At 72.1% G+C, this 25,117-nt stretch carries 27 protein-coding genes; 12 read left to right on the top strand and 15 right to left on the bottom strand.

Features of this window, described 5'->3' with window-relative positions; translation table 11 throughout:
• Positions 1 to 151 precede the first annotated feature (151 nt).
• Positions 152 to 946 (top strand): GNAT family N-acetyltransferase, encoded by a 795-nt coding sequence (locus tag BMY97_RS36765; protein ID WP_091626669.1) that lies wholly within the window; start codon positions 152 to 154, stop codon positions 944 to 946.
• Positions 946 to 1,167, top strand: coding sequence for a translation initiation factor IF-1 (gene infA / locus BMY97_RS36760; protein WP_091626666.1), 222 nt, complete (start codon positions 946 to 948; stop codon positions 1,165 to 1,167). The genes BMY97_RS36765 and infA overlap by 1 nt, the downstream gene beginning before the upstream one ends.
• A 124-nt stretch (positions 1,168 to 1,291) precedes the next feature.
• Here infA and BMY97_RS48800 read toward each other — a convergent pair whose 3' ends face one another.
• Both BMY97_RS48800 and BMY97_RS36750 read right to left on the bottom strand, forming a co-directional pair.
• A complete protein-coding gene (locus tag BMY97_RS48800; protein ID WP_245787691.1) occupies positions 1,292 to 1,486 on the bottom strand; it encodes an NADPH-dependent FMN reductase family protein in 195 nt (64 codons plus the stop codon).
• 78 nt (positions 1,487 to 1,564) lie between these two features.
• Positions 1,565 to 2,239 (bottom strand): TetR/AcrR family transcriptional regulator C-terminal domain-containing protein, encoded by a 675-nt coding sequence (locus BMY97_RS36750; protein WP_091626663.1) that lies wholly within the window; start codon positions 2,237 to 2,239, stop codon positions 1,565 to 1,567.
• A gap of 122 nt (positions 2,240 to 2,361) precedes the next feature.
• Between BMY97_RS36750 and BMY97_RS36745 the strand changes: the two genes are divergently transcribed.
• Positions 2,362 to 2,922 (top strand): ester cyclase, encoded by a 561-nt coding sequence (locus BMY97_RS36745; protein ID WP_091626661.1) that lies wholly within the window; start codon positions 2,362 to 2,364, stop codon positions 2,920 to 2,922.
• A gap of 12 nt (positions 2,923 to 2,934) precedes the next feature.
• Here the strand turns inward: BMY97_RS36745 and BMY97_RS36740 are convergent, their stop codons facing one another.
• Positions 2,935 to 3,885, bottom strand: a complete 951-nt coding sequence (locus tag BMY97_RS36740) for an NADP-dependent oxidoreductase (protein ID WP_091626659.1) — start codon at positions 3,883 to 3,885, stop codon at positions 2,935 to 2,937.
• 76 nt (positions 3,886 to 3,961) lie between these two features.
• Between BMY97_RS36740 and BMY97_RS36735 the strand changes: the two genes are divergently transcribed.
• Positions 3,962 to 4,510, top strand: a complete 549-nt coding sequence (locus BMY97_RS36735; RefSeq protein ID WP_091626656.1) for a GNAT family N-acetyltransferase — start codon at positions 3,962 to 3,964, stop codon at positions 4,508 to 4,510.
• Positions 4,511 to 4,514: 4 nt separating this feature from the next.
• Here BMY97_RS36735 and BMY97_RS36730 read toward each other — a convergent pair whose 3' ends face one another.
• Positions 4,515 to 5,078 carry a TetR/AcrR family transcriptional regulator gene (locus BMY97_RS36730; RefSeq protein ID WP_091626654.1) on the bottom strand — a complete coding sequence of 188 codons (564 nt, stop codon included), beginning with the start codon at positions 5,076 to 5,078 and terminating at the stop codon, positions 4,515 to 4,517.
• Between the two features lie 88 nt (positions 5,079 to 5,166).
• Here BMY97_RS36730 and BMY97_RS36725 point away from each other — a divergent pair, with 88 nt between their 5' ends.
• A complete protein-coding gene (locus BMY97_RS36725; RefSeq protein ID WP_091626651.1) occupies positions 5,167 to 5,715 on the top strand; it encodes a cupin domain-containing protein in 549 nt (182 codons plus the stop codon).
• Positions 5,716 to 5,802: 87 nt separating this feature from the next.
• Here the strand turns inward: BMY97_RS36725 and BMY97_RS36720 are convergent, their stop codons facing one another.
• From BMY97_RS36720 to araD, 7 genes are all read right to left on the bottom strand, one after another.
• Complete coding sequence (locus BMY97_RS36720) at positions 5,803 to 6,504, bottom strand: dienelactone hydrolase family protein (protein WP_177231710.1); 702 nt, start codon at positions 6,502 to 6,504, stop codon at positions 5,803 to 5,805.
• A 40-nt stretch (positions 6,505 to 6,544) separates the two neighbouring features.
• A complete protein-coding gene (locus BMY97_RS36715) occupies positions 6,545 to 8,134 on the bottom strand; it encodes a hypothetical protein (RefSeq protein WP_091626649.1) in 1,590 nt (529 codons plus the stop codon).
• The gene (locus BMY97_RS36710; RefSeq protein WP_091626646.1) at positions 8,110 to 8,880 is read right to left on the bottom strand and encodes an ABC transporter ATP-binding protein; all 771 of its coding nucleotides are present in this window, start codon (positions 8,878 to 8,880) and stop codon (positions 8,110 to 8,112) included. The genes BMY97_RS36715 and BMY97_RS36710 overlap by 25 nt, the downstream gene beginning before the upstream one ends.
• Before the next feature lie 54 nt (positions 8,881 to 8,934).
• The gene (locus BMY97_RS36705) at positions 8,935 to 10,077 is read right to left on the bottom strand and encodes a GGDEF domain-containing protein (RefSeq protein WP_245787690.1); all 1,143 of its coding nucleotides are present in this window, start codon (positions 10,075 to 10,077) and stop codon (positions 8,935 to 8,937) included.
• 325 nt (positions 10,078 to 10,402) lie between these two features.
• Positions 10,403 to 11,626: an MFS transporter gene (locus BMY97_RS36700; protein ID WP_091626643.1), complete on the bottom strand. Its 1,224-nt coding sequence runs from the start codon at positions 11,624 to 11,626 to the stop codon at positions 10,403 to 10,405.
• A gap of 60 nt (positions 11,627 to 11,686) precedes the next feature.
• Positions 11,687 to 13,486 carry a VanW family protein gene (locus tag BMY97_RS36695; protein ID WP_091626641.1) on the bottom strand — a complete coding sequence of 600 codons (1,800 nt, stop codon included), beginning with the start codon at positions 13,484 to 13,486 and terminating at the stop codon, positions 11,687 to 11,689.
• An 87-nt stretch (positions 13,487 to 13,573) separates the two neighbouring features.
• Positions 13,574 to 15,292, bottom strand: a complete 1,719-nt coding sequence (gene araD, locus BMY97_RS36690; protein WP_091626857.1) for an L-arabinonate dehydratase — start codon at positions 15,290 to 15,292, stop codon at positions 13,574 to 13,576.
• A gap of 231 nt (positions 15,293 to 15,523) precedes the next feature.
• Here araD and BMY97_RS36685 point away from each other — a divergent pair, with 231 nt between their 5' ends.
• The 3 genes from BMY97_RS36685 to BMY97_RS36675 are packed head-to-tail and all read left to right on the top strand — an operon-like array spanning position 15,524 to position 17,704.
• Positions 15,524 to 16,189: a GntR family transcriptional regulator gene (locus BMY97_RS36685; protein WP_091626638.1), complete on the top strand. Its 666-nt coding sequence runs from the start codon at positions 15,524 to 15,526 to the stop codon at positions 16,187 to 16,189.
• A 5-nt stretch (positions 16,190 to 16,194) separates the two neighbouring features.
• The gene (locus BMY97_RS36680) at positions 16,195 to 16,698 is read left to right on the top strand and encodes a metallophosphoesterase family protein (protein ID WP_091626855.1); all 504 of its coding nucleotides are present in this window, start codon (positions 16,195 to 16,197) and stop codon (positions 16,696 to 16,698) included.
• 19 nt (positions 16,699 to 16,717) lie between these two features.
• Positions 16,718 to 17,704, top strand: a complete 987-nt coding sequence (locus BMY97_RS36675) for a PHP domain-containing protein (protein WP_091626635.1) — start codon at positions 16,718 to 16,720, stop codon at positions 17,702 to 17,704.
• Positions 17,705 to 17,715: 11 nt separating this feature from the next.
• Here the strand turns inward: BMY97_RS36675 and BMY97_RS36670 are convergent, their stop codons facing one another.
• The 3 genes from BMY97_RS36670 to BMY97_RS36660 form a co-directional block, all read right to left on the bottom strand.
• Positions 17,716 to 18,399 carry a L,D-transpeptidase family protein gene (locus BMY97_RS36670; RefSeq protein WP_143086382.1) on the bottom strand — a complete coding sequence of 228 codons (684 nt, stop codon included), beginning with the start codon at positions 18,397 to 18,399 and terminating at the stop codon, positions 17,716 to 17,718.
• Between the two features lie 71 nt (positions 18,400 to 18,470).
• Positions 18,471 to 19,325, bottom strand: a complete 855-nt coding sequence (locus BMY97_RS36665) for a chitosanase (protein ID WP_091626633.1) — start codon at positions 19,323 to 19,325, stop codon at positions 18,471 to 18,473.
• Between the two features lie 177 nt (positions 19,326 to 19,502).
• A complete protein-coding gene (locus BMY97_RS36660) occupies positions 19,503 to 20,108 on the bottom strand; it encodes a TetR/AcrR family transcriptional regulator (protein WP_091626630.1) in 606 nt (201 codons plus the stop codon).
• Between the two features lie 66 nt (positions 20,109 to 20,174).
• Here BMY97_RS36660 and BMY97_RS36655 point away from each other — a divergent pair, with 66 nt between their 5' ends.
• Together BMY97_RS36655 and BMY97_RS36650 are read left to right on the top strand one after the other, a co-directional pair.
• A complete protein-coding gene (locus BMY97_RS36655; RefSeq protein WP_091626628.1) occupies positions 20,175 to 21,641 on the top strand; it encodes a flavin-containing monooxygenase in 1,467 nt (488 codons plus the stop codon).
• On the top strand, positions 21,622 to 22,140 hold the full coding sequence (locus tag BMY97_RS36650) for an SDR family NAD(P)-dependent oxidoreductase (protein ID WP_218156964.1): 519 nt from the start codon (positions 21,622 to 21,624) through the stop codon (positions 22,138 to 22,140). Before BMY97_RS36655 ends, BMY97_RS36650 begins: the two co-directional genes overlap by 20 nt.
• Positions 22,141 to 22,242: 102 nt before the next feature.
• Here the strand turns inward: BMY97_RS36650 and BMY97_RS36645 are convergent, their stop codons facing one another.
• Positions 22,243 to 23,403 carry a saccharopine dehydrogenase family protein gene (locus BMY97_RS36645; RefSeq protein WP_091626625.1) on the bottom strand — a complete coding sequence of 387 codons (1,161 nt, stop codon included), beginning with the start codon at positions 23,401 to 23,403 and terminating at the stop codon, positions 22,243 to 22,245.
• 120 nt (positions 23,404 to 23,523) lie between these two features.
• Here BMY97_RS36645 and BMY97_RS36640 point away from each other — a divergent pair, with 120 nt between their 5' ends.
• Positions 23,524 to 23,856 (top strand): hypothetical protein, encoded by a 333-nt coding sequence (locus BMY97_RS36640; protein ID WP_091626622.1) that lies wholly within the window; start codon positions 23,524 to 23,526, stop codon positions 23,854 to 23,856.
• Between the two features lie 43 nt (positions 23,857 to 23,899).
• The gene (locus BMY97_RS36635; protein WP_091626619.1) at positions 23,900 to 25,093 is read left to right on the top strand and encodes a cation:proton antiporter; all 1,194 of its coding nucleotides are present in this window, start codon (positions 23,900 to 23,902) and stop codon (positions 25,091 to 25,093) included.
• The last annotated feature ends 24 nt before the right edge of the window (positions 25,094 to 25,117 follow it).

Below are 25,117 nucleotides of genomic sequence, written 5' to 3'. Positions count from 1 at the left end.
TACCTTGCCGGAGACCGTGACACCGGCCGAGGAGGTGAGACCCATGAACGCTGCATCTGCATGGGTGCTCCCTGTCGCCGTCACGGTCGGGCGATTGACGTAGCTGTCGCCGGGAGCGCCTCGATCAGGCACTCCCGAAAGGCGTCATCCCATGGAATCACTGCATTTCTCTTCAAGCACGGGCGAGCGCGCCGTGCTGATCACGCGGGTCGCGCAGCGGCACTGGCACGCGCTGGAGGACGACCGCGTGGTCGGCCGCGGCGAGGCCACGCACCGGCCCGACGGGCGGGTCTTCCTCAGCATCGACGCGTGGCACCGCGAGGTTTTCGACCAGCTCGCCGAGGCGATGCTGCCCGGCCTGCCCAAGCCGTTGCACACCGTGGTCGACGAGGCCGATGTCGACTTGACGGCCCAATGGGAGCGAGCCGGCTTCACGATCCGGCGCCGTGAATGGGAATACCTCGTGCCGACCGATCCCGGGGTGACGGGCCTCGGCTCGGTGCTTCCGCCGCCGGGCGTGAAGGTGCTGGCCGTCGGCGAAGCGGAAGAGGCCCCACTGCGCGCGGTGGACCGCGTGATCCGCGACGAGGTCGAGGCCGCCGTCGGATGGCACGAGATGCCGACCGAGATCCTGGTCCGCCCGGACGGGGACACCGTGGTCGACCCGTCGAAGTACGCGGCGGCCGCCCAAACCGACGGGTACGTCGGGCTGGCGCGGGTGGTGACCTTCCGGCAGCCGCGGATCGGGCTGATCGCTGTCCGCTCCGACCGCCGCCGCCGGGGTGTCGCCCGGGCATTGCTGGCCGAGGTTTTGGGTTCGCTGCACCGTTCCGGGCAGCCCACGGCGTCGGCCGACGTGAACGAATCCAACGCGGCGGCCGTGGCGCTGTTCGAGGGCGTCGGCGCTCGCCGCGCGGGCAGCAACCTGGAACTGGTGCTTCGCTGATGGCGGCCACACCGGCCATCGAAATCGAGGGCACCGTCGTCGAATGCCTGCGCGACGCCAAATTCCGGGTGGAACTGGAGAACGGGCACAACGTGCTGGCGCACATCAGCGGGAAGATCCGGCGGAACTACATCAAGATCCTGCCGTATGACCGCGTTCTGGTGGAGCTGAGCCCGTACGACCTCACGCGCGGCCGGATCCTCTTCCGGTACCGCAACTAGCTGTCACCGGCTGTCGCCAGGTTCGGGGCTTGGCGGCAGCCGGGAGCGCAGCCCTTCGGCGAACTCGCGCGCCGCCTGCAGATCGGCGGCATCGGGTCGCCCCTTCCGGATCCCGCCGAGTGGATCATCGGGCGGGAGAAGCGTGGAAGGACCCCAGGAAGGTCCCCGAGCCGAATCCCACGAGGTCGCAGGCGGCGAGCCCGGCCGGATCGACCTGCTCCGGGGTGGCGACCGGCGCCGCCAGGACCTGGCCCATGACGTCGGCGATCCTCCTGGTGTTGCCGTGTGAAACGGAGGTGCACACGATGACAGCCTTCATGACGATGTCCCTTCGCTCTCCTGACCCACTCCTCCAGGACACCGCCGGGACGGCGAAGGTGACATCGGGGGAATGTGGTCACCGCCGCTGCAATTGCCGCTCCAACGCCACGATCAGCAGGTCGAGCCCGAACTCGAACTCCGCCTCGTGCTCGCAGACGGCCAGGTCCGGCGCCGCTTCGACGACGTGCGGCAGGGACGAGGCCCGCAGTTCGGCCAAGCGCCGTTCGACGCCGCCCAGGTCGTCGCCGCTGAAGGTGGGGCCGGCGGAGACCTCGCGCAGCAGGCTGCCGATCACGAAGGCCAGCACCGAACGCGTGGCGTGCACGGCCGAGCCGGGCGGAAAACCCGCGTCGCGGAGGATGGACAGCACCGCCTCGACCGGGGCCAGCGCCGCGAACGACCCGAGCTGACGGGTGAGAACCAGCGGCGCGCAGTGCGGGTGCCGGAGTGCGACGCGGCGGAACGCCTGGGCCATCGCGTGCACGTCGTCGCGGAACACTCCGGTGGCGGGCGGCAAATCGATGCCGGCGAGCACGAGTTCGGCGATCCGGTTGAGCAGCGTTTCCCGGTTGTCGATGTGGTGGTACAGGCTCATCGCGTCGACGCCCAGCCGCCGGGCGAGCCCCCGCATGGTGACCGCGTCGAGGCCCTCCTGCTCGACCATCACCAGCGCCTCGGCGACGATGCGCTCCCCGGTGAGGACCGGTTTGCCGCCCGCCGGGCGACCGCGCCGCGGCTTGCCGTCGGCCATCTGCGCCTCCCTACGTTCCGCTCCCCGGTGGCGGCGGTGGACAAATCCTACACCGTAGGGATACAGTCACCCGCATATTCCTACAGTGTAGGTTTCCTGTCCCGCCTGATCGGGGAGAACCCTTGTCCACCTTCGCTTTTCCGTCCGAAGAAGTCCTGCGGGCCCGGCAGAAACTGGTCCTCGACCACTTCACCGACGAGGTCCGGCAGGACTGGGACCAGACCCTGTCCACGTTCCCGCACCCGCACTACGAGCTGATCGCGTCGATGACCGTCCACGACGGCGACGGCGAGGTGCGGGGCTACTACCACGACACCCGCGTCGCCTTCCCCGACCAGGACCACGAGATCATCGCGCTCCGGCACAGCCACGACGCCGTGATCGTGGAGTTCTGGCTCAGGGGCACCCATCTCGGCCACCTCGGCAAGATCCCGCCGACGAAAGCCAAGCACCGCACCAGGATGACGGCCTACTTCCTCTTCGACGAGAACGAGCACCTCGTCACCGAGCGCATCTACTTCGACCAGCTGACGGTGCTCAAGCAGCTCATCGGCGGCCTGGACAAGAAGAACCCCCGCGACCTGCTCACGCTCGGCCGCGCCGTGATCGGGCTGCTGGCCATGTCCGGCGAAGAGCCGGATCCGCGGCTGCTCGACACCACCCCGCCGGACCTGTCCGTCTGAGGGAAAGAGCCGCTAGACGGCGGTGAAGTCCAGCACGAGACGCCCGCGCAGGCCGCCCTCGGCCAGCCGCCGGTGTGCCTGGACCGCCTCGCCGGCGGGCAGCACCCCGGCCACGCGCAGGGTCAGTTCGCCCGCCTCGGCCTGGTCCCGCAGCCGGAGCAGCCGGGCGTGGTCGGTGGCGCCCTCGTTGACCCAGACCGGGCGGATCCGGATCCCGCGACCGGCCGGGCCGTCCCAGCCCCGGATGACGGCGATCCCGCCGCCGTCCCGGATCGCCGGGACGATCAGCTCGTGCAGCATCGCCCCGTCGAGCACGCCGTCCACCCCGCCCGGCGTGAGCGCGCGGAACCGCTCGGCGACGTCGTCACCGCGTGGCACCACCTCGTCGGCGCCCAGAGCCGCCACCAGGTCCGTGTCGGACGGCGAGGCGTCGGCCAGCACGCGCAGCCCGTCGCTCTTGGCCAGCTGCACCGCGTACCCGCCGAAGGCCCCGGCCGCCCCGGTCACGGCGACGGTGCCACCGGCCGGCACGGCGAGCAGGTCCAGCCCCATCCGGGCGGTGAGCGCGTTCATCAGCAGCGTCGACGCGGCCGGGAAGTCCACATCGGACGGAATCGGCACGACCGACGCGGCGGGCACCACGACCAGCTCCGCGTACGCGCCACCACGCGGCTCGTACGGGCGGACGATCGCGATCACCGCGTCGCCCGGCCGGAGCGGGGTGTCGGTGTCCGGCCCGATCGCGTCGACCACGCCCGCCGCGTCCATCCCCGGCACGTACGGCCCGGGGCGGCCGTTGAACCGAGCGCGCGTGGCGCCGGAACGGAACAGCGTGTCGGTGGGGTTGACCGAGGCCGCGTGCACCCGGACGCGCACCTCGCCGCGGCCCGGCACGGGATCGGGCAGCTCGATGACCCGCAGCACCTCGGGTCCGCCGAATTCGGTCAGGCCGATGGCTCGCACAGCTCTTGCCTCCTCGCGATGACGATCGCCTCCCTGCCTACCACGATTGATCGGCGGCTGTTGTTAGCCTGCATCTGTGGCTGACCTTGGCTCCGTCGCGTGGCCGCCGGGCCCGATCAGGACCGAGCGTCTCGTGCTCCGCGAGCCCGAGGCGCGGGACCGCGCGGCGGTCATCGAGCTGTTCACCTCGCCTGAGGTGGGCACCTATATCGGCGGTCCGCGGCCGCGGGCCGAGTTCGAGCGCGCGATGCCCGGGGCGCCCAGGCGGCGCCCCGGCCTTTTCGTGGCCGCTCTCGACGGGGCGGCGATCGGTGTGGTCACCCTCGGCCGGCGCGACGCCGGGCGCCTGGGCCACCTCGGCCCCGACGCGGGGGAGGCCGAACTCGGCTACCTCTTCCTCCCGGAGACGTGGGGACTCGGGTACGCCGCCGAGGCCTGCGCGGCGGCCCTCGGCTGGTTCGCCGCCGCGATTCCGGGCGAGCCGGTGGTGCTCTGCACCCAGACCGCCAACGACCGTTCCCTGCGCCTCGCGGCCAAGCTGGGATTCACCGAGGTGGAACGGTTCGAGGAGTACGGCGCCGAGCAGTGGTTCGGCGTGTGGTCCCCGGCCGAGCCGTCCGGTTGAGGGTCTACCCGAGCGTCAGGAAGAGCGCGGCGGCCTCCTCGGCGAGTACCGCGGAGCGCGGGGCGTCCGGATCGGTTTGGGCCAGCTGTGACAGTCCGAGGATGGCCGCGTAGGCGACCCGCGCCCGGGACTCGGCGCGGCTCGGCGGCAGGCCGAGCTCGCGGTAGGTCCGCGCCAGCAGTTCCAGCCGGGCCTGGTTCACCTGGTGAACCGCGTTCCGGACCCGGGCGTCGTTGCGGTCGCCGAGCAGGCTCAGGTGCACCGACGGCGCCAGCGGCTGGACGGCTCGCACGACAGTGGTGAGCAGCTCGCGCAACCGCTCGGCCGGATCGGTGATGGCCGCGAACTCGGTGAGTCCCTCGGTGCCGTGGCTGCGTCCCCATTCCTCGAGCGCCGCCGTGATCAGCTCGTCCCGATTCCGGTAGTGGGCGTAGAAACTGCCCTTGGTCACGCCGAGCGTCCGCGCCAGCGGTTCGACCGCGACCGCGGCCAGCCCGCCGTCTGCGATCGCCTTCAGCGCGGCCCGCGCCCAATCCCGGGCGGACAGGCGGCTCGACTCGTTCACCACGGGCAGCAGGATACGTCACCGTATTGACGAGTTCACCGCCTGCGGGATACGGTGGCGTATCCATACGCCGCCGTATCAAGGAGCGCTGATGGACCACCAGAAGATTCGCCGGGTCGTCACCGGGCACGACTCCGAAGGCAGGGCCCGGGTGGTCGACGACAGTGCCGTCCGGCCCATCACTTCCGGGCTGATGCCCGGCTGCGCGGCGTACCGGCTGTGGGGCCGTGACGAGCGGCCGACCTTCCCGGACGACGGCTCACCGGGGAGCGCCGAGGCGTGGTACCCGCCCCGGGACGGCTCCCGGTTCATGATCAACACGATTCCGCCGGGCGAGCTGGTCCCGTCTCCGGATCTCGACCCGGTCGAGGCCATGGCCGAGCTGGAACGGCAGATGCCGGGTGCGCCGGCCGTCATGGAGCCCGGCGTTCCCGGGATGCACACCACCGACAGCATCGACTACGTCCTCGTCGTTTCGGGTGAAGTCACGCTGGAACTCGACGAGGGCGAGCAGGTGGTGCTGCGGGCCGGCGACGCGGTCGTCCAGAACGGCACGCGGCACGCTTGGCGCAATCACGGCACCGGAACCTGCACGATCGTCGGCGTCGCCATCGGCGCGGACCGCACTCGGCGCGTGTAGCACCGGAACGGCGCGCACCGGCCGAGGGAGGTCTGCGCCCGGATCCTGTCGATCATCGCGGTGGTGGTTTCCGCGATCGTGCAGGCTTCAGGCCGGCAAGGCCCGCCGCAGGAACCCGGTGGTCAGCTCCCAGGCTCGGGCGGCGGCCTCCGGATTGTGGAACATCGGGGCCACGTTGTTGTGGAACGCGTGCCCCGCGTCTTCCTGCACGTGGATTTCCGCTCCGGGATGGGAAGCCACGGCCTCCTCGACGGCGCGCACGTCCGAGCGCGGGATGAACGGGTCCTGCCCGCCGAAGTGGAACTGGAGCGGGCAGGTCACCTCGGCCAGTGACGCCAGGTCCGAGGCCACCGTCGAGCCGTAGAAGGAGATCGCGATGTCCGGGGTTCCGGCCGCGGCGGCGGAGAAGGCCAGGGAGCCGCCGAGGCAGAAACCCAGGACACCGGCACCGGTGGTCACTTCCGGGAGGGCGCGCAGGTGGGCGAGTGTCGCGAGGACGTCCGAGAGTCCCCGCGCCGGGTCGAACGCGCCGGAGACCTCCATCGCCCGGGTCACGCCGGCCTCGTCGTGCGCCGAGGACCAGCCGGGGGCGAATCGCCGGAACAGTTCCGGCACGGCGACCACGTAACCGAGCGCTGCGAGGTCTTCGGCGACCCCGGCGAGATACGCGTCGAGGCCGAAGATCTCCTGGATCAGCACGAGTCCCGGGCCACGGCCGGATGCGGGCAGCCAGACCGGCAGGCCGGCTGTGCCGTCGTCCAGGCGGAGCTGGTCGGTACGCGTGGGCAAGGGGGCCTCCCGAGTCGTTAAGTGTCCATAGTGGACGGTGTCAGCGTTCCTTGCTCACCGTGGCCAGCAGCTCCGGCCCATGGCTGACCAGCCGCCGCTGGGCGACGCCGCCCCACCACCACGCGAGCAGCGCCCCGGTGACGATGCCGGCCGGCACGCCGATCCACTGCAGCACCGGCAGGTCCGCCAGCGCGCCGACCAGTCCCAGCACCAGTACCGGCAGCACGCCGACGACCATGAGCAGCATCGTCGCGAACATCATCAGCAGGCGGGCGCAGCCGGGGCGGCCGCCGGACGACCACGGGCTCGAGGTGCGCCGCTGGTCCGGCAGCGGGAACGCCAGGAACACCGACTGCAGCATCAGCACCCCCGCGCCCGCGCCCAGCAACGCCGGCACCAGGCCGAGCACCCACGGGTACGCGCCCGGCTTGCCCACCGCGCCAGGCAGCACGGCGGCCAGCAGCACGGCGACCGGCGCGACGATCAGCGCCCACGCGAGCTGCCGCCCGCGGATGTCGGCGCGCTCGGCGCCCGGCACGATCAGCGTGTGCCACAGCGAGCTGCCGTCGAAGCCGTAGAGGTTGCCCGATTGCATGCAGGAGAACAGGATCACCACGACGCCGAGGTAGGGCACCAGCACCGGGCGGCTGCCGCCCGACAGCGCCGGCACCACGGTGACGACGATGCCGATCAGCAGCGTCGAGAGCAGCGCGACCCGGCGGCGTGCGTCCCGCCGCCACGTCCAGAGTTCCTTGCGCGCCACCGCTCCCACGGGCGTCGCCGGCAGCAGGCTCCGCCGGGTCCGCGAGCCCGGCTCCTTCACCCGGGTCCGCGAGGAGCCGTTGAAAGACGGGCTGGTCACCCGCTTCGTCAGCAACGCGCCCCACGCGGCGACGAGCACGGCGAGCAGCGCGACCATCGCCGCGAGCAGGCCGAAGGCCGTGCCCCACGAGCCGTCGCCCGCCGCGCGCACGGCGAGCGTGCCCCAGCCGGACGGCAGCACGTGCACCACGCCGACGAAGCCGGGCACCGTGCCGTTCACGATCGCCGGGCCCAGGCTGTTGAGCGCGAAGTTCAGCGCCACCCCGGAAAGCCCGGTGAGCGCGACCAGGACGATGCCCAGCTCCTTGCCCTTGCGCGAGGTCAGCAGCGCGCCGAGCGCCGCCATCACCACGCGGTAGAGCAACACGGCGAAAGCCAGCTGCAGCACCGTGAACACGAGCCCGACCACCGCCGGGCCGACGCCGAGGCGCAGGCCGTAGACGAACAGGCCGAGGAACGCGAGCAGGCTGACCACCGCCGCCACGCCCACGAAACTCGCGGCCAGCAGGCCGACGGCGAGCTTGCGGCGTCCGATCGGCAGCAGCGCGAAGTGCTCCGGCCGCAGCGTGTCGTCCCCGCCGCCGGTGGCCACCGGCGCGAGCACCCAGCCGAGCACCCACACCGCGTACACCGAGGTCAGCAGGTCGACCGTCACCTGCGGCCCGTGGATCGGCACGATCGCCAGCACGAGGGTCCCCGCGGCGCCGAGCAGGCCGAACACCCCGCCGACGAGCATGCCGGCGACCTGGCGGCCCCTCAGGGAATTGCGCAGGACGCGCAGCTTCAGTCGGACGAGGACGCCAACCACGACAGTCCTTCCGCTCCGCCGGTGCGCCCGCCCACGATGTGCACGAACGCGTCCTCCAGGCTGCCCTCACCGCGGACCTCGTCGACGGCGCCCGCGGCCACCACCCGGCCGCGCGTGATCACCGCGACGTGGCTGCAGAGCTGTTCGACCAGCGCCATCACGTGGCTGGACAGCACCACCGCGCCGCCCGAGCCGACGAACCGCTGCAGGATGGTGCGGATGGTCGAGGCCGAAACCGGGTCGACGGCCTCGAACGGCTCGTCGAGCACCAGCAGGCGCGGGCCGTGCAGCAGCGCCATGGCGAGGCCGATCTTCTTGCGCATGCCCGCGGAGTAGTCGATGACCAGCGTCCGCTCGGCCTCCAGCAGTTCCAGCACGCCGAGCAGCTCCTGCGCCCGCTCCGCCACCGTGTCCGGCGCGAGACCGCGCAGGAGTCCCATGTACGTCAGCAGTTCCCGCCCGGTCAGCCGCTCCGGAATGGACAGTCCGTCGGGCAGCACGCCGATCAGGGCCTTGGCCCGCTCCGGCTCCCGCCACACGTCGACGCCGAACACGTGCGCCTGGCCTGCGTCGGGGCGCAGCAGCCCGACCGCCATCGACAGCGAGGTCGTCTTGCCCGCGCCGTTCGGCCCCACCAGCCCGAAAAACGACCCCTTCGGCACTTCCAGCCGTACGTCGTCCACCGCGAGCGTGGTCCCGAAGCGCTTCGTCAGCCCGTACAGGCCCATTGCCGGTTCGTCCGCCACCGCGTCCCCCTTCCGTAGGGTCGGGAGACTACCCGGCGCCGGCCGGTCCCGTGGTCATCCGGCCAGCTGGTGTCCCGCCGTCCGGTTGCGGCCCGCGTGTTTGGCCTCGTACAGGGCACTGTCGGCGGCTTCGAGCAGGGCGTCGACGTCCGCCGTGGCCGCGGGCGGGGCCGAGGCGAGCCCGATCGAGACGGTGATCGGCTCCGGCAGGCCGCCGGTCTGCGCGGCGATGTGGCCGCGGATGCGCTCGGCGATGGCGTGGGCGTGGACCGGCGCGGTGCCGGGCAGCAGGACCACGAACTCCTCGCCGCCGAACCGGCCGGTGAGGTCGCCCGCGCGGACCTCGGTGCGCAGGGTGTCCGCGACGGCCAGCAGGCAGCGGTCGCCGACCAGGTGCCCGTGCCGGTCGTTGACCAGCTTGAAGCGGTCCAGGTCCAGCATCAGCACACTGGTCGTGCGCCCGGCCCGCTTGGCGCGCACCAGTTCCCCGGTCGCGGCCGCGCGCCAGGCGGCGACGTTCAGCAGGCCGGTTTTCGCGTCGCTGCGGGCTTGGCGGCGCAGCTGGCGGATGAGCACGTTCCGGTGCAGGGCCAAGGTGATCCCGACGACCAGCAGCAGCGCGACCGGCCAGTCCGCCAGCGCCCACGCGAGCAGCACGCCCAGCCCGATCGTCGCGGCCTCGAGCCCGTACTCCTCCGGTCCGGCGAGCGCGTCGCGCACTCGCTCGTGCGGGGTGCCGAAGTAGACGGCCACCGTCATCAGCGCCGTGTTGACCACCAGGAACACCAGCCCGGCCACCACGATCCCGCCGAACTCCGCCACGTCGCGCGCCGCCGAGGCGAACGGGACCGTGGTCAGCAGGGCCAGCGCCGCCGCGGCGGCGTAACCGGACAGCACGGTGGCCGCGGCCGAGAACACGCGGCGGAACAGCGGGGCCGGCCGCCCGCGGAGCCAGCGGTAGAGGAACGAGATCGTGATGACCAGTGCCGCCAGGGCCGGATGGAGCAACAGCACCGCGGCGAACGTCCACACGGTGTCGAGGCTGATGTGCGGCGTCCCGGCGAACCGCTCGCGCAGCTGCTCCACCGGACGGGAAAGCTCGGTGTGCAGCAGGACGCAGCCGATCAGTGCCAACGCGGGGAACAACTCGGCCCGGCCGGGCAGGTTCCCCCAAATGGTCCAGACCGCGCCGGCCACTGCGGCCGCGTCGGCGACCAGAACGAAGGCGATCAGGCCTCGGTTCGGTAACCGCCATAGTGCCCAGCGGCCTGCTCCGGTGATCCTGGCATGGTGAACTTCGTACGGACTGTCCTGGTCCGTCCGTGGGTTTCCGTCAAGAGGTGCGCCCCCGGCCACCAGAGCACCGTAGCTACCTGGATACTCGCTGTCACTCGGCTGTCCGGGTGCGGATGGTGTCGGTTGATGCACCTACAGTGATCGGCGACCGTGCCCGACCGGGAGAGGGGGTGGCGCACATGCGCGGGCAGAACTGGTGAAACGAAGCGTGGGCCGCGGCTCCCGCTCAGCTCGTCACGCTGCGGTACGTCCGCCGCCAGGCGAGCGCGATCGGGACCGCGGTGACCACCCCTGCCGCCGCGATCACCGCGATGGTCACCGAGGGTGAGCCGAGGCGGGCCACCACCACCCCGCCGGCGATCAGCCCGATCCCCTGCACGGCGATCAGCCCCGAGCCGGCGAGCCCGAACGCCTGGCCGCGCTCGGCGTCCGGGACCAGCCGCATGAACGTCGTGCTCGCCGTGACCTGGTAGGCGGCGCAGGCGCCGGAAACCAGCAGCAGCACCACAGTCACGCCAAGGCCGGGTGCGAACGCGTATCCCAGCAACGGCACCACGGCGCCCGCCGCGAGCGGGCCGACCAGCCGCAGCCGCACGGCGTCCGGCACCCACCGGCCGAGCGCGAAGACCCCGAGCACGATGCCCGCCGGGTGGGCCGCGAGCAGCAGCCCCGCCGTCGCCGCGCCGCCGCCGATCTCCGCCGCGTACGGCACGGCCAGCCCCTCCGGCACGATCACGAACCCCGCCAGCCAGGCGAGCCCCACCAGCACCCGCAGCCGCGGGTCACGCCAGATCGTGCCCGCACCGGCGGCGAGCCGGCGCACGGTCGAAACGCGGTCCACGCGGACGTCGGCGGCCGGCCGCGAGCTCACGCCGAGCGCCAGCACCAAAGCCGACACGCCGAACGTCACCGCGTCGGCGGCCAGCCCCGGTCCCGGCCCGATCAGGGCGATGACCGCCCCGCCCAGCGCGAACCCGGCGAGCTGGCCCAGCTGGTTGGTCATCTTCAGCAGCGACTGGCCGAGCACGTACCGGGACCCGTCGAGCAGCACCGGGACCATCGCCGCCTGCGCCGAGGAAAACGGGGCGTTCGCCAGCTGCACCACCACGAGCACCACGGCGAGCGCGGGCAGCGGCAGGCCCGGGATCGCCAGCACCGCCACCAGGAGCGCGCGCAGCAGGTCCGCCGTGACCATCACGGCGCGGCGCGGGAACCGGTCGGCCAGCCCGCCGAGCAGCGGGCCGCCGACGAGGTCCGGCAGGTAGGTCAGCGCGTACGTCAGCGCCGGCCAGGCCGCCGAGTCCGTCCGCTGGAACACCAGCACGGACAACGCGACCCGGGCGAGCTGGTCGCCCAGCACGGACTGGAGCTCGGCCAGCCAGATCGCGCGGAACTCCCGGACAGCGAGGATTTCGCGGAACCGCGCGGTACTCCCGTCCGTGGTGCCCATCGACGTCCCCCGATCGATGCAGGACGCACAGAGTACCCGCTCCGGCGCGGAGCGTGAAGCTCAAGCGCCGCAGGTGATCTTGGGCTGGGGGTTGTAGCGGACGGTCCGGGTGTGGCGGGAGACCTCGCGTCCGCTGGAGACGTCCTTCAGCACCCGGGTGTCGGTGGTGGTGAAGCCCGGGGCGCCGTTCGAGGCGTGGCAGTTCTCGGCCGGGCCTGGTTTCGTCGGCGGGTCGGTCGGGCTCGACCGGCTTCCCGGCACCGATTCGACGGTGTACCGCTTGGTGCCCCACAGCTTCACCGTCAGCGAGGACGGCGACCAGATCGTCTGGATCGCGATGCCGGTGTCGGAGTCGTTGGTGAACTTCAGGTCGATCACGCTGGCGCCGTCGGGGTTCTGGAACACCGTGGCCTCGCGCGCGGCGGGGTAGCGGCTGATGTAGTAGCTGTGCTCGCGGTGCCCGGCGTCCTTCATGCCGGCGAAGTACGACGCGTTGTACAGCGTCGTGGCGAACTGCGAGATGCCGCCGCCGACCTCGCGCGCCGGGGCGCCGTTTTCGATCACGCCCGCCTCGACGTAACCCTGGGGCTTCCCGCGCGGTCCGGTGAACCCGTTGAGGCTGAAGGTCTCGCCCGGCTTCACGATGGCGCCGTTCACCTTCTGCGCCACCACTTTGATGTTGACGCCGGAGTCGGCCGCGAAGCCGCCGGTGGTGAACTCGCCGACGACCTCTTTGACACCCAGCCGGTTCGCCTGCTCGGTGGTCACCTTCGCGGGGCTGTTCTTGTACACGGCCTTCAGCTCACGCTGGTCCGCGCGCTTGAGCACGTCGGGCAGCGGCTTGAGGCTGGGCTCCCAGTCCACGGCCTTGCCGTCCACCGAGGGCTCGACGACGGGCTTTCCGCCGGAGAAGGCGACGGCGGCCTCCTTGCCTTCCTTCTCCGACGCCTTGAGCTGAGGCCCGGCGACGTCGGTGATCTTCTTCGGGTCGATCTTCGGCGTCAGCCCGCCGCCATCGGCCGGCTCGAACGACAGCGCGGCGGCGATGTCCTTGGGCTGCAGCGTCGCGTCGGCGCCCTCGCCCCTGATCGTCACCGGTGTGGCCACGGCGGGCTTCGCGAACTGCTCGAGGGCGGTCCGCACGCCTTCCGCGGTGGTCCGCACGGGTGCCGGGACGACCGGCAGCGCCAGTTCCCGCCCGCTCGCCCACCCGGCGAGCACCGCCTGCTTGGCCGCCGCGACGTCCAGCTTCTGCCCCGCCTGCGGCGGCACCGCGACGGGCGTGGCGCCTTCGAAGCGCACGGTGCCTTCCACCGCGTCGTGGTCGACGCGGCCGCGCAGGTCTTCCAGCGCCGGGTCGAGTTTGTCCGCCTCGGCTTGCGAGACGACGCCGATCTCGTGGCTGGTGAAGAAGGAGGACAGCCGGGTGAACGGGTTCACCGGCTGGTCGCCGGCCTGGTCCAGGGTGGCCGACCAGTCCAGGCGCAGCCCCGCCAGCGTCGGCGACAGGGTGGAGCGGGCCTCGCCGGCGGTCACCGTGAGCGGCTGGGTGAGCCGCGGCTCGATCAGGCTGCGCAGCTCGCGCTCGGCCACCGGCCGGTCGAGCCCGCCGACGTCGACGCCCGCCACGGTGACCCCGCGCGGCACACTGCCCTGGCTGGTCAGCAGGTCGATCAGGTACGCGACCAGCAGGACGCCGAACACCCCGCCGGCCACCCAGCCGGCCCGGCGCAGGCGCGGATGTCGCCGGGACGGTGCCGGCTCGGGGACCGGGCCCGGTGGCACGTCGCCGGGCATCACCACGGGCAGGACCACCGTCTGCTCGCCCTCGGGTTCCGGCCAACGCGGTTCGTACGGCAACTGTCCACCTCTCCTGCAGCGTCCCGCGCTACAGGGTACGGGCAGAGCCGGACATGGCGGACTAGTGCCCCTCATGGCACAAACCGGTCAGCGCGGGTCGGGCTCCGGGGTGGCGCCGGAGCGGGCGAGGAAGTCGAAGTCGCAGCCCTCGTCCGCCTGCGTGATGTGGTCGGAGTACAGCGCGCCGTAGCCCCGTTCGTACCGCGGCGGCGGGGCGGTCCACTGCGCTCGACGGCGGTCCAGCTCGGCGTCGCCGACCTCCAGCCGCAGGACGCGGCCGGGCACGTCGAGGGTGATCAGGTCGCCGTCGCGGACCAGCGCGAGCGGGCCGCCGACGTGCGATTCCGGCGCCACGTGCAGCACACAGGCGCCGTAGCTGGTGCCGCTCATCCGGGCGTCGGAGATCCGCACCATGTCCCGCACGCCCTGGGCCAGCAGGTGATCCGGGATCGGCAGCATGCCGTACTCCGGCATGCCGGGGCCGCCGAGCGGGCCGGAGCCGCGCAGCACCAGCACCGAGTCCGCGGTGATGCCCAGCGACGGGTCGTTGATCCGCTTCTTCAGGTCGCGGTAGTCGTCGAACACCACCGCGGGGCCGGTGTGCGCGAGCAGCTCCGGCGCCGCCGCGATGTGCTTGATCACCGCGCCCGAAGGCGCCAGATTCCCCCGCAGCACGGCGATTCCGCCCTCGGCCGCGAGCGGGTTGTCCCGCGGCCGGATCACGTCGTCGTTGTGCACGCGCGCCTCGGCCAGCGTCTCGCCGAGCGTCTGCCCGCTGACGGTGACGCGGTCGACGTGCAGCAGGTCGGTCAGCCGCGAGAGCAGGCCGGGCAGGCCGCCGGCGTAGTAGAAGTCCTCCATCAGCCAGGCGCCGCCGGGGCGGATGTTCGCCAGCACCGGGACGCGCCGGGCGAGCGCGTCGAAATCGGCGGGGGTCAGGCCGATCCCGCTGCGCCCGGCCATCGCGATCAGGTGGATCAGCGCGTTGGTCGAACCGCCGAGCGCGAGCACGGTGGTGATCGCGTCGGAGTAAGCGGACCGGTCGAGGATCTTCGTGATGGTCAGGTCCTCCCACACCTGGCCGACGATCCGCGCGCCGCTCGCCGCGGCCATCCGGTGGTGCGCGGAGTCGACGGCGGGGATCGACGCCGCGCCCGGCAGCGTCAGCCCCAGCACCTCGGCGGCCGAGGTCATGGTGGACGCCGTGCCCATCGTCATGCAGTGGCCGGGGGAGCGGGCCAGGCCGCGCTCCAGCTCGGCCAGCTCCGCGTCGCCGATCAGCCCGGCGCGCCGCTCGTCCCAGTACTTCCACATGTCGGTGCCGCTGCCGAGGGTCTGGTCCCGCCAATGCCCGCGCAGCATCGGCCCGGCGGGCACGAAGATCGCGGGCAGCCCGGCGCTGGCGGCGCCCATCAGCAGGGCCGGGGTGGTCTTGTCGCAGCCGCCCATCAGCACCGCGCCGTCGACCGGGTAGGACCGCAGGATCTCCTCGGTCTCCATCGCCAGCAGGTTGCGGTAGAGCATCGGCGTGGGCTTCTGGTAGGTCTCCGAGAGCGTCGCCACGGGGAACTCCAGCGGGAAGCCGCCCGCCTGCCAGACGCCGCGCTTCACCTGCTCGGCGCGTTCCCGCAGGTGCATGTGGCACGGGTTGATGTCGCTCCAGGTGTTGAGGATCGCGATCACCGGCTTGCCGAGGTGCTCCTCGGGGAGATAGCCCAGCTGGCGGGCCCGCGCCCGGTGGCTGAAGCTGCGCAGCTCGTCGCCGCCGAACCAGCGGTGGCTGCGGAGGTCCTCGGGTTTCCTGATGGCCACGGTCGTTCCCACCTCGCCTTTCCTCGTCCCACCGAGTATGGCATCTGATATACGATCATCCACACTCAGCGCGCCGCGGCTCACCACGCCGGTCGCTTGGTTACTGTGTTGGTAGATGCCAAACCGGCCGAAAGCAAGCAGTTCGCGGTTGTCGGCGGCTCCCCCGGGCGGCTTGCTTCCGGCCTTTTTGTCAGGCCAAGATCTCGCGAGAGCCTGGAGCGCCCGATGCCACCGACGTTCAGCCTGCCCGCCTCCCGGACCGAAGTGGTGCTGGAGGAGATCCGGCGCGGCATCCTCACCCGGGAGCTGCGGCCGGGGCAGCCGCTGGTCGAGGCCGAGCTGGCGCAGCGGCTGGGCGTGTCGAAGACACCGGTGCGCGAGGCGCTGAAGGTGCTTTCGAACTCGGGGCTCGTCACGTTCAGCCCGTACAAGGGCGCTTCGGTGTGCGTGGTCGACGCGGCACTGGCGAAATCGGTCTACGACGTGCGGATGGTGCTCGAACCCGAGGCCGTCCGGCGCTCGGTGGAGCTTCGGGACCCGTCGCTGTTCGAGGACGCCGCGGAGGCGCTGAAAGAGGCCTCGGCCGCGCTCGCCGACAAGGACCACGCCGCGTTGAGCCTGCTCAACCGCCGGTTCCACCGGGCCCTCTACCTCGGCTGCGGCAACCCGCTGCTGGTGTCCATCCTGGACGACCTCAAGGACCGGGCCGCGCTGATCACCGTGGTCGGCTGGGACGCGAGCCCGAGCTGGCGCAAGGAGTGGGCGGAGCACAAGGCCGTGCTGAACGCCGCGAAGAAGGGCGACGCCGCGGGCGCGGAAGACTTGCTGCGCAAGCACATCGGCTCGTTCCTCGAACGGGTGCTCGACGCGATCGGGGACGAGGAAACATGACCGGCGTGCGGCTGCTGCTCGTGGCGGACACCCATCTGCCGAAACGGGCGAAGGAGCTGCCTGACGAGGTCTGGGCCGAAGTGGCGCTCGCCGACGTCGTCGTGCACGCCGGCGACTGGGTCGACCTGGACACCTTCGACCAGCTCGCGGTGGCGAGCAAGCGGCTGGTCGCCGTGTACGGCAACAACGACGGCCCGGAGCTGCGGGCCTGGCTGCCCGAGGTGGCGCGGCTGAACGTCGGCGGCATCCGGCTGGCCGTGGTGCACGAGACGGGCGACGCCAAGGGCCGCGAGCAGCGCTGCGACGCGCTCTACCCGGACGCCGACGTGCTCGTCTTCGGCCACAGCCACATCCCGTGGGACTCGGTGACCCCCGGCGGCCTGCGGCTGCTCAACCCGGGCTCGCCCACGGACCGGCGGCGCCAGCCGTTCTGCACCTACCAGACCGCCGAGATCCGCGACGGCGAACTGGTGGACGTCGAGCTGCACGAGCTGCCACCGCGTGGTTGACGGGGGTAGAACAGGACCCATGGATCCGGCCCGGGCATTACGCGACATCGCGTTCCAGCTGGAGCGCGCGGGTGAGCCGACCTACCGCGTCCGCGCCTTCCGGCAGGCCGCGGGGGTCGTCGACCGGCTTTCGGCCGAGGAGCTGGAGAGCCGCGTCCGGGCCGGCACGCTTCAGGCGTTGAAGGGCATCGGCAAGGCGACGGCCGGCGTGATCGAGGACGCCTGGATGGGCCGCGTCCCGGCGTACGCGGCGAAGGTCAGCGAAGCGGATTTGCCCGATGGCGGCCCGCTTCGCGCCGCTCTCCGCGGCGACTGCCACACCCATTCCGACTGGTCCGACGGCGGCAGCCCGATCCTGGAGATGGCGGAGGCGGGCCGCGCGCTGGGCCACGAATGGATGGTCCTCACCGATCATTCGCCGCGGCTCACCGTCGCGCACGGGCTTTCCGCCGAGCGGCTGCGCAGCCAGATGGACGAGGTCGCGCGCGTGAACGAGGCGGTGGCCCCGTTCCGGCTGCTGCACGGCATCGAGGTCGACATCCTGCTGGACGGCGGCCTTGACCAGACCGAGGCGCTGCTGTCCCGGCTGGACTTCGTGGTGGCGAGCGTCCACTCGAAACTGCGCATGCCGGCGCGCGAGATGACGCCGCGCCTGCTGGACGCGGTGGCCAACCCGCACGTCCGGGTCCTCGGGCACTGCACGGGCCGCCTCGTCCGCGGCCAGGGGCGCCCGGAGTCGGCCTTCGACGCGGAGAAGGTTTTCACGGCGTGCCGCGAAAACGGCGTCGCCGTCGAGATCAACTCACGCCCGGAACGCCTCGACCCGCCCATGCGCCTGCTGCGCCTGGCCGCCGAACTCGGCTGCGACTTCGCCATCGACAGCGACGCGCACGCCCCCGGCCAGCTGGACTGGCAGGTCTACGGCTGTGTCCGGGCCGAGCAGGCCGGGCTGGCCGCGGACCGGATCATCAACACCCGCACGGCGGAAGACCTGCTCGCCCGGTGACTCCCGAGTCTTCAGGCCAGCCCGATGCTGATCACCGGCCGGGCCGCCGGGTCCAGCCACCGCATCACGGCGTCCAGGTCCGCGCCCGCGATCGCGACGCAGCCGGCGGTGGGCTTGCCCGCGGAGACGTGCAGGAAAAACGCCGATCCGGCGCCGGGGACGACCGGGTTCCGGTTGTAGTCGATCACCGTCGCGTGGTCGTAGACCGGGCCCGCCGCGCCGAGGTTCTCGCCGGCCGACTCGTCGAAGGGGCAGTGGCCCGTGGCGCAGGAGCGGTGCTGGTTGTAGAACGGCGACCGCACGTCGGAGACCCACCAGTCCGAGCGGCCGACCTGCCGGTACGGGAGCCGGGTCCCGTTGCCGGGCTGGATCCCGAACGCCTCGGTCAGCGTGAACACCCCGGCGGGTGTGTGCGAAGTGGACTCGCCGGCCGTCCCGATGCCGTCGGCGCCCACGAACGCCGGGTACGGCCCGAGCGCCCGCACCCAGCGGCCGCCGGACTTCTGCCAGGCCGTCAGCACAGCCGTGGTCGAAGACGGCGAAGCGGCCACCACGGTTACCACTTGCCCGGCAGGCCCGCGGTAGGCCGGCGGCGGGTGTTCGGCGGTGACGCCCGGTGCGGCGTCGGAAAGCCCGTCCGCGCCGAAGATCGCGGCGGCCGCGGCACACAGCAGCACCACCAGGAGTCGCCTCATACCCGGCGATCTTAGGGGTGGCAGCCGGACGCGGAAGGCCCGAGCGGAGTAATCCCGGGCCTTCCGCGGCGTCAGTTGATCTCGTACGGGTCGCCGTAGACCTGCCACTTCAGCGGAGTGTGCAGGTCCAGGTTGCCGTCGTTGAGGAAAACCAGCTGCTCGGTGTCGACGCGCGAGGTGTCCGCGTGCGCCTCCTCCTGCTTCATGACCACCTTGCGGGCGTCGAGGAACGCCTTGAGGTAGGCGGTCTCGTCGCCGCCCTGGGAGGGCGGTTTCGCCTGCTGGAGCGCGGAATTACGGATGCCGCCGAAGCTGTCGGAGCTGTCGCCGGGGCCGTGCATCACGATGGCGTCGTAGTAGATGAACTGGCCGAGCGCGCCGAGCCCGTCCGACTTGCCCTGGTTCACGGCCGGGTCGAAGTACACGCGGTCCCGCTCGCTGTCCTGCGCGGCCTGGAACTCCGAGGTCCCCGCGGCCGCCTTCCAGGCGCTCTCGAACGCCGAGCCGAGCCCTTCGTGGGAATCGGAGCCGTTCACCTTCTCCAGCGCCGGCAGGTACTGCGCCAGCGGGTTGTCCGGCACGGCGTTGGTGTACGCCCGCACCAGCTCCAGCATGTCGCCGGTGCCGGAGCAGAAGCCGATGATGCCGGCGGTGTAGCCGCGGCCGTCGCCGATGTCCTCGATGTAGGAGTACTGCGCCTTCCAGTCGAGCGAGGAGTTCTCCGCGCTCGACACCAGCTCCATCGCGATTTCCTTCTTCTCCGGCGAAGAGAGGTCACCGCCGGAGGCCAGGATCGACGCGCCGGCCGAGAGCGCGGGCGGCGCCGCCGGGGCGGCCGAGGACAGGGCGGGGGTGGCGATCGCGACAGCGAGGACCGAGGCCACCGAAAGGCCGGTGACGAGGACAGGCCGCATCGTCTTGCGCATGGGCTGGGGATCCCTTTCCGCAGTGTCAAGCACACGTGGACATGACGGCCGAAGCCTCGAATTCCCTGGCCGGGCCGGGGAAACGGTGCTTCGGGTGATGCTGCGGCGTAGCGCTACGATAACCAAGCGTGACCCAGACGGCAAGGGGCAAAACGGAATTCGGCGGACGGGCGCGGTTCAGTCCTTTGTAGACGCTCCGCCGCCCGCGAACAGCCGGATGACGTCCGGCAGCACGTGCACCGGGATGGCCGGGTCGATCGCGCGCTGCACGCCGAGGCCGATGCCCAGGCTGAGCAATGCCGTCGCCGCGTCGCCGGCCGGCATCGGCAGGGTGATGCCGAACCGTTCCGCGTAGCCGGCGAGCAGGCCGGCGATGGTGTCCCGGATGGCCTTGTCGCGGCTCGCCAGCTCCGCGCGCACGTGCGGGTCGCGGCGGGCGTTGGTGGCGAACTCGACCTCCAGCGCCGTCCACGCCTCGTCGCCGATGCTGCGCTCCGCCCAGGCCTGGAACGCCGTGAGCAGGCCTTCCATCCCCTCGGCGCCCGCCAGCGCGCTCGCGACGAGGTTCACCTGCTCGTCGTGGATCCGGTCGAGCACGGCCAGGCACAGCTCGTCCTTGCCGCGGAAGTTCGAGTAGACGGCGCCCTTGGAGTACCCGGCCTCGTCGGCGACCTTCTCCAGCGAGGTCACCGAGTACCCGTCGCGCAGGAACAGCTCCTTCGCGGTGTCGACGAGCTGCTCGCGGGTGCGCGCCTGGCTTTCCGCGCGGGTGAGTCGGGCCATGGGAGCACTCTAAACGTCCGTCCAATCGGGGTACCACCGGTATTGAGATACTGCTAGTCTCCGAAAATGCGCGACTGCGAAGTGCTCGTCATCGGCGCCGGGGCGTCCGGGCTGGGCGCCGCGATCCGGCTGGCGCAGGCGGGCGTGGAGAGCCTTGCGGTGCTGGAGAAGGCCGATGAACTGGGCGGTACCTGGCGCGACAACACCTATCCCGGCTGTGCCTGCGACGTCCCGTCCGCGCTGTACTCCTACTCGTTCGCGCCGAACCCGGAGTGGAGCCGCGCGTTCGCGGGCCAGGCCGAGATCCGCGCGTACCTGCGGGAAACGGCCGAGCGCTTCGGCGTGATCCGCCGCATCCGGTTCGGGGTCGAGGTGACGCGGGCGCAGTGGACCGGCGCCCGCTGGGAGCTGGAGACCTCCGACGGTCCTTACACCGCGCGGATCCTGGTGGCCGGCACCGGCCCGTGGCACGAACCGCGGATCCCGGACCTGCCGGGGCTCGGCGCGTTCCCGGGCGAGGTCTTCCACTCCGCCCGCTGGAACCACGATTACGAGCTGGCCGGCAAGCGCGTCGCGGTGATCGGCACCGGCGCGTCGGCGGTGCAGTTCGTGCCCGAAATCGCGCCGGTCCTCGCGCGGCTGCACCTGTTCCAGCGCACCGCGCAGTGGGTGCTGCCGAAGCCCGACCACGTCGTGCCGGGCCTGGAACGCTTGCTGCTGCGGCAGTTCCCGGCGCTGCGGCGGGCCCTGCGATCGACCGAGTACGGGCTGATGGAGGCACTCGGCTACGGCTTCCGGCATCCGTGGCTGCTGCGGCAGGTGCAGCGGATCGGGCTCGCGCACCTGCGGCTGACCGTGCGGGATCCCGTGCTGCGCCGGGCTTTGACCCCGGATTACACCCTGGGCTGCAAGCGGCTGCTGATGTCCAACACCTACTACCGGGCGCTCACCCGATCCACTGTGGACGTCCACCCGACGGCCGTGCGCGCGGTGGAGGGCTCACGGGTGATCGGGGCGGACGGTTCGTCGGCCGAGGTCGACGCCATCATCTTCGGCACCGGCTTCCACATCCTCGACCTGCCGGTGTCCGCCCGGGTCTTCGACGCCGAAGGCCGCTCGCTCGACGATCACTGGCAGGGCAGCCCGCAGGCTTATCGCGGGACGTCGGTGGCCGGGTTCCCGAATCTGTACCTGCTGCTCGGGCCCAGCCTCGGCACGGGCCACACCTCGGCGTTCATGATCATGGAGGCACAGCTGCGGCACGTCGTCGCGGCGGTCCTGCGCACTGGCTCGGGAACCCTCGAAGTGCGACGCGAGGCGCAGGACCGCTTCAACGCCGAAGTGCAGGCCGCGCTGCCGGGCACCGTTTACCAGTCGGGCGGGTGCTCGAGTTACTACACGGATGTCAACGGGCGCAACAGCTTCAGCTGGCCGTTCTCCACCGGGCGGCTGCGGGGTGAGGTCGGCGCCTTCGCCGAATCCGACTACCTGGTGTCCGAAGGGGAGCCTGCCGATGCACTACCCCGTCCTTGACCTGAGCCGCTGCGTTGTCGCCGTGACCGGCCGCGGCCGCGTTCGGCGGCCGGGGGTGATGCCGCTGGGCGATTTCCTGGAGGAGCCGGACGAGCTGGGCCGCACCACCTTCGACGTGAACGTCTGGGGCCTGGTGCTCGGCCTGCGGCTGGTGCTGCCGGGCATGATCGCGCGCGGCCGCGGGCACGTCGTGAACGTCGCCTCGATGGCGGGCAAGATCCCGTTGCCCGGCATGGCGGTGTACAACGCGAGCAAGTTCGCCGCGGTGGGCCTCACCGCCACGGTCCGCCGGGAGTACGCGTCCAGCGGCGTCAGCGTGAGCGCGGTCCTGCCGAGCGCCGTCCGGACCGGGCTGGCCTCCGGCGTGCCGCTCGGCCGGGGACTGCCCACAGCGGACCCGAGGACGTCGCGCAGGCCGTGGTCGGCAGCTGCCGCAGCCGTCGCGCGGAGATCGCGGTGCCGCGTTACGTCGGTGGCTGGGACTTGCTCGCCGCGCTGACGCCGGAGCCGCTGATGGCGCTCGCGCGCACGCTGATCGGTGACGACCGGGCGCTGGACCCCGAGGCCCGGTCCGCTTACACGACCCGGGTCGCCGCGCAGGTCACAGCGTCCGGAAGGTCATCCCGGCGCGGGTGAGCCGCCCGATCAGCGCGTCGCCCATCGCGGTGGCGGTGGTGACCTGGCCCGCGGTCTCCGGCAGCTCGTCGAAGGCGAGGCACAGCGCGGACTCGCCGAGCATCTTCGCCGTCTCGTCGTAACCGGGGTCGCCGCCGGAGACCTCCGTGGTCACGTGCTCACCGCCGCCGGTGCCCTCGAAGCGCACCGAGAACCACGACTGCGCCCGGCGTTCCGGGCTCGGGCCCTGCCCGGGTGCGAGCAGCCGCGAGAGCGCCCGGCGGGCCGGCGGCACCTGGGAGGCCGCGAGGAGCGCGCCCATTCCGACGGCACCCGCGGCGACCGAAGGCAGGTGCGCGAACGCGGCGAAGTGCCGGTAACGGAAGTCGGGCCCGTACCGTTCGGAGGCGCGGGCCGAGTGCCCCACGATCTGCGGGTCGATCGAGGGCAGCGGCACGGCCCAGTGCCCGGTCCCGGGTGCGCGGTGCGGAGTGCCCGCCGGCGTGTGGACGGCTCGGCCGGCGAGCGCGGGCTCGGCCGCGGCGCGTTCACGGGCCGCGCGCGTCATCTGCGGGTAACGCCCGAACGACGTCATCGCCGTCAGGAGGGTGCCGCCCGAGGGCCGCGCGCCCACGCGCACGTAGCCGTCCACCTGGAGCGGGACGCCTTCGGGCAGCTGCCGGACGGTGTAGTGGGCGCCGAGGTCGTGCGGGATCGAGTCGAAGCCGCAGCAGTGGACCAGCCGCGCGCCGGTCTCGGCGGCCTTCGCGTGGTAGGCGACGTACATCCGGTCGACGAACTCGGGCTCGCCGGTCAGGTCGACGTAGTCGGTGCCCTCGGCGGCACACGCCGCGACCAGCGGCTCGCCGTATTCCAGGTACGGGCCGACCGTGGTGATCACGACCTTCGCGGCCGCGGCGACGGCCCGCAGCGAGGCCTCGTCCGTGACGTCCGCGGTCAGCAGCGGCAGGTCGCCGAGCCGGTCGTCGGTCTCCGCGAGCCGGGTGCGCAGCGCCTCCAGCTTGCCGGGGTTGCGGCCCGCCAGTGCCCAGCGGCAGCCGGGCGGGGCCGAGCGGGCCAGGTGCTCCGCCGTCAAACCGCCGGTGAAGCCCGTGGCGCCGAACAGGACCACGTCGTAGTCGGCCATCGGTCCGCCTCCCGGTAGGTGTGGCGCCGATGCTACCGCCGGAACGGCTCCCGCACGTGACCGATCTCTCGCCGAGCGGGTCCACAATGGACGTTAAAGAGATGGTAAAGTGGTGGCACGATGACTGCTGCCGTCGCCTCCGCGCCACGGCACCGGTCCATCCTCCTGCTGATGCTGCTCGCCCTGGTCCTGGGCGGCACTTTCCCCTCCGCCGCAACGGTTTCGAATACTTCTGCGGGGGCGCACCCGGCACGCGCCGCGGCGCCCGCCCCGGCGGCCGTGCCGGGGCACCGGCCGGCGCTGCACGCGCCGCATCCGCTGCCATTCGCCGAACCGCCCGCCGTGGTGCCGCCGCCGCGCCCGGCCGTCGGCGTGGTCGTCGCGGAAACCCGTCTGGCCGCCCCCTTCCGGCCGGTGCGCGCGCCCGAGGCCCGCGGTCCGCCGCTCAGCTGAGTACGCCCTGACCGCCCCGTACTCAAGCTCCGGAGGAGTCCCCATGAGCAACGGTCATGCTTTGCTGGCCGTCGGCGGCGCGTTCCTCGCCGCCGGAGTCGTTGCCCGCCTCGGCGCCCGCATCGGGCTGCCGACGATCCCCCTCTTCATGCTGGCCGGTTTCGTCTTCGGCCCCAACACCCCCGGTCTGTCCCTTGTGGACAACCCGGGCGAGCTCGGCGTGCTGGCCGCCCTCGGCCTGGTGTTCCTGCTGTTCTACCTCGGCCTCGAATTCTCCCTCGACGACCTCGCGCGCGGCGGCAGACGGCTCGTCGGCGCCGGGCTGGGCTACCTGCTGCTCAACGTCGGCGGCGGGCTCGCGTTCGGCTTCACGCTGGGCTGGGGCTCGCGCGAGGCGCTGGTGATCGCCGGCGCCATCGGCATCTCCTCGTCCGCGATCGTCACGAAACTGCTGCTCGAAACCCGGCGGCTGAACAACCCCGAGTCCCGGCTGATCATGGGCATCATCGTGCTGGAGGACCTGTTCCTGGCGCTCTACCTGGCCTTGCTGCAGCCGGTGCTCAGCGGGGCGGACGGCTTCAGCGCGGTCCTGGCCGACTTCGGCAAGGCGTTCGGCTTCCTCCTGGTGCTGGCCGCGCTCGCCCGCTGGGGCGGCCGCGCGGTCTCGAAGCTCTTCGGCTCGGCGGACGACGAGCTGCTGACGGTCTGCTTCGTCGGCGTCGCCGTGCTCGGGGCCGCCGTCGCCGAGGAGGTCGGCGTGTCCGACGCGATCGGCGCGTTCATGGTCGGCATGATGCTCGGCGGCTCGAAGGTCGCCCCGCGCGTGCACAAGCTGGTCCTGCCGCTGCGCGACGCGTTCGGCGCGCTGTTCTTCTTCATCTTCGGCCTGTCCATCGACCCGCGGGCGGTCGGGACGGTGGTGCTGCCGGTGCTCGCGGCCGTCGCGCTGACGCTGGTGCTCAACCTCGCCGCGGGCGCCTTCGCGGCCCGGCTGCACTCGTTCGACCGGCAGGCGGGGGTGAACATCGGGCTGACGGTGCTGACCCGGGGCGAGTTCTCCCTGGTGCTGGCGGCGATGGCCACGACGGCCGGCCTGGACGAGCGGGTGGCCCCGTTCGTCGCGGGTTACGTCCTGCTCCTCGCGGTGATCGGCCCGCTGGCGGTGCTGCGCTCGGACCGGCTGACCTGGCTGCTGCCACGGCGTCTGCTGCCCGCGTCCGCACGGGCATTGTCGTGAGGGGCATATTCAGGAGCCCCGTCC

Source organism: Amycolatopsis saalfeldensis (assembly GCF_900110575.1).
Classification (GTDB): Bacteria; Actinomycetota; Actinomycetes; order Mycobacteriales; family Pseudonocardiaceae; genus Amycolatopsis; species Amycolatopsis saalfeldensis.
The sequence above is the reverse complement of the archived record's forward strand: the minus strand, read 5'-3'. Positions and strand labels throughout refer to the sequence as shown.

Coding starts and splice junctions, on each gene's coding strand:
- BMY97_RS36765 (WP_091626669.1), top strand. CDS start 152: ATGGAATCACTGCATTTCTCTTCAAGCACGGGCGAGCGCGCCGTGCTG.
- infA (WP_091626666.1), top strand. CDS start 946: ATGGCGGCCACACCGGCCATCGAAATCGAGGGCACCGTCGTCGAATGC.
- BMY97_RS48800 (WP_245787691.1), bottom strand. CDS start 1,486: ATGAAGGCTGTCATCGTGTGCACCTCCGTTTCACACGGCAACACCAGG.
- BMY97_RS36750 (WP_091626663.1), bottom strand. CDS start 2,239: ATGGCCGACGGCAAGCCGCGGCGCGGTCGCCCGGCGGGCGGCAAACCG.
- BMY97_RS36725 (WP_091626651.1), top strand. CDS start 5,167: ATGGACCACCAGAAGATTCGCCGGGTCGTCACCGGGCACGACTCCGAA.
- BMY97_RS36700 (WP_091626643.1), bottom strand. CDS start 11,626: ATGGGCACCACGGACGGGAGTACCGCGCGGTTCCGCGAAATCCTCGCT.
- BMY97_RS36685 (WP_091626638.1), top strand. CDS start 15,524: ATGCCACCGACGTTCAGCCTGCCCGCCTCCCGGACCGAAGTGGTGCTG.
- BMY97_RS36675 (WP_091626635.1), top strand. CDS start 16,718: ATGGATCCGGCCCGGGCATTACGCGACATCGCGTTCCAGCTGGAGCGC.
- BMY97_RS36670 (WP_143086382.1), bottom strand. CDS start 18,399: ATGAGGCGACTCCTGGTGGTGCTGCTGTGTGCCGCGGCCGCCGCGATC.
- BMY97_RS36665 (WP_091626633.1), bottom strand. CDS start 19,325: ATGCGCAAGACGATGCGGCCTGTCCTCGTCACCGGCCTTTCGGTGGCC.
- BMY97_RS36660 (WP_091626630.1), bottom strand. CDS start 20,108: ATGGCCCGACTCACCCGCGCGGAAAGCCAGGCGCGCACCCGCGAGCAG.
- BMY97_RS36655 (WP_091626628.1), top strand. CDS start 20,175: ATGCGCGACTGCGAAGTGCTCGTCATCGGCGCCGGGGCGTCCGGGCTG.
- BMY97_RS36650 (WP_218156964.1), top strand. CDS start 21,622: ATGCACTACCCCGTCCTTGACCTGAGCCGCTGCGTTGTCGCCGTGACC.
- BMY97_RS36645 (WP_091626625.1), bottom strand. CDS start 23,403: ATGGCCGACTACGACGTGGTCCTGTTCGGCGCCACGGGCTTCACCGGC.
- BMY97_RS36640 (WP_091626622.1), top strand. CDS start 23,524: ATGACTGCTGCCGTCGCCTCCGCGCCACGGCACCGGTCCATCCTCCTG.
- BMY97_RS36635 (WP_091626619.1), top strand. CDS start 23,900: ATGAGCAACGGTCATGCTTTGCTGGCCGTCGGCGGCGCGTTCCTCGCC.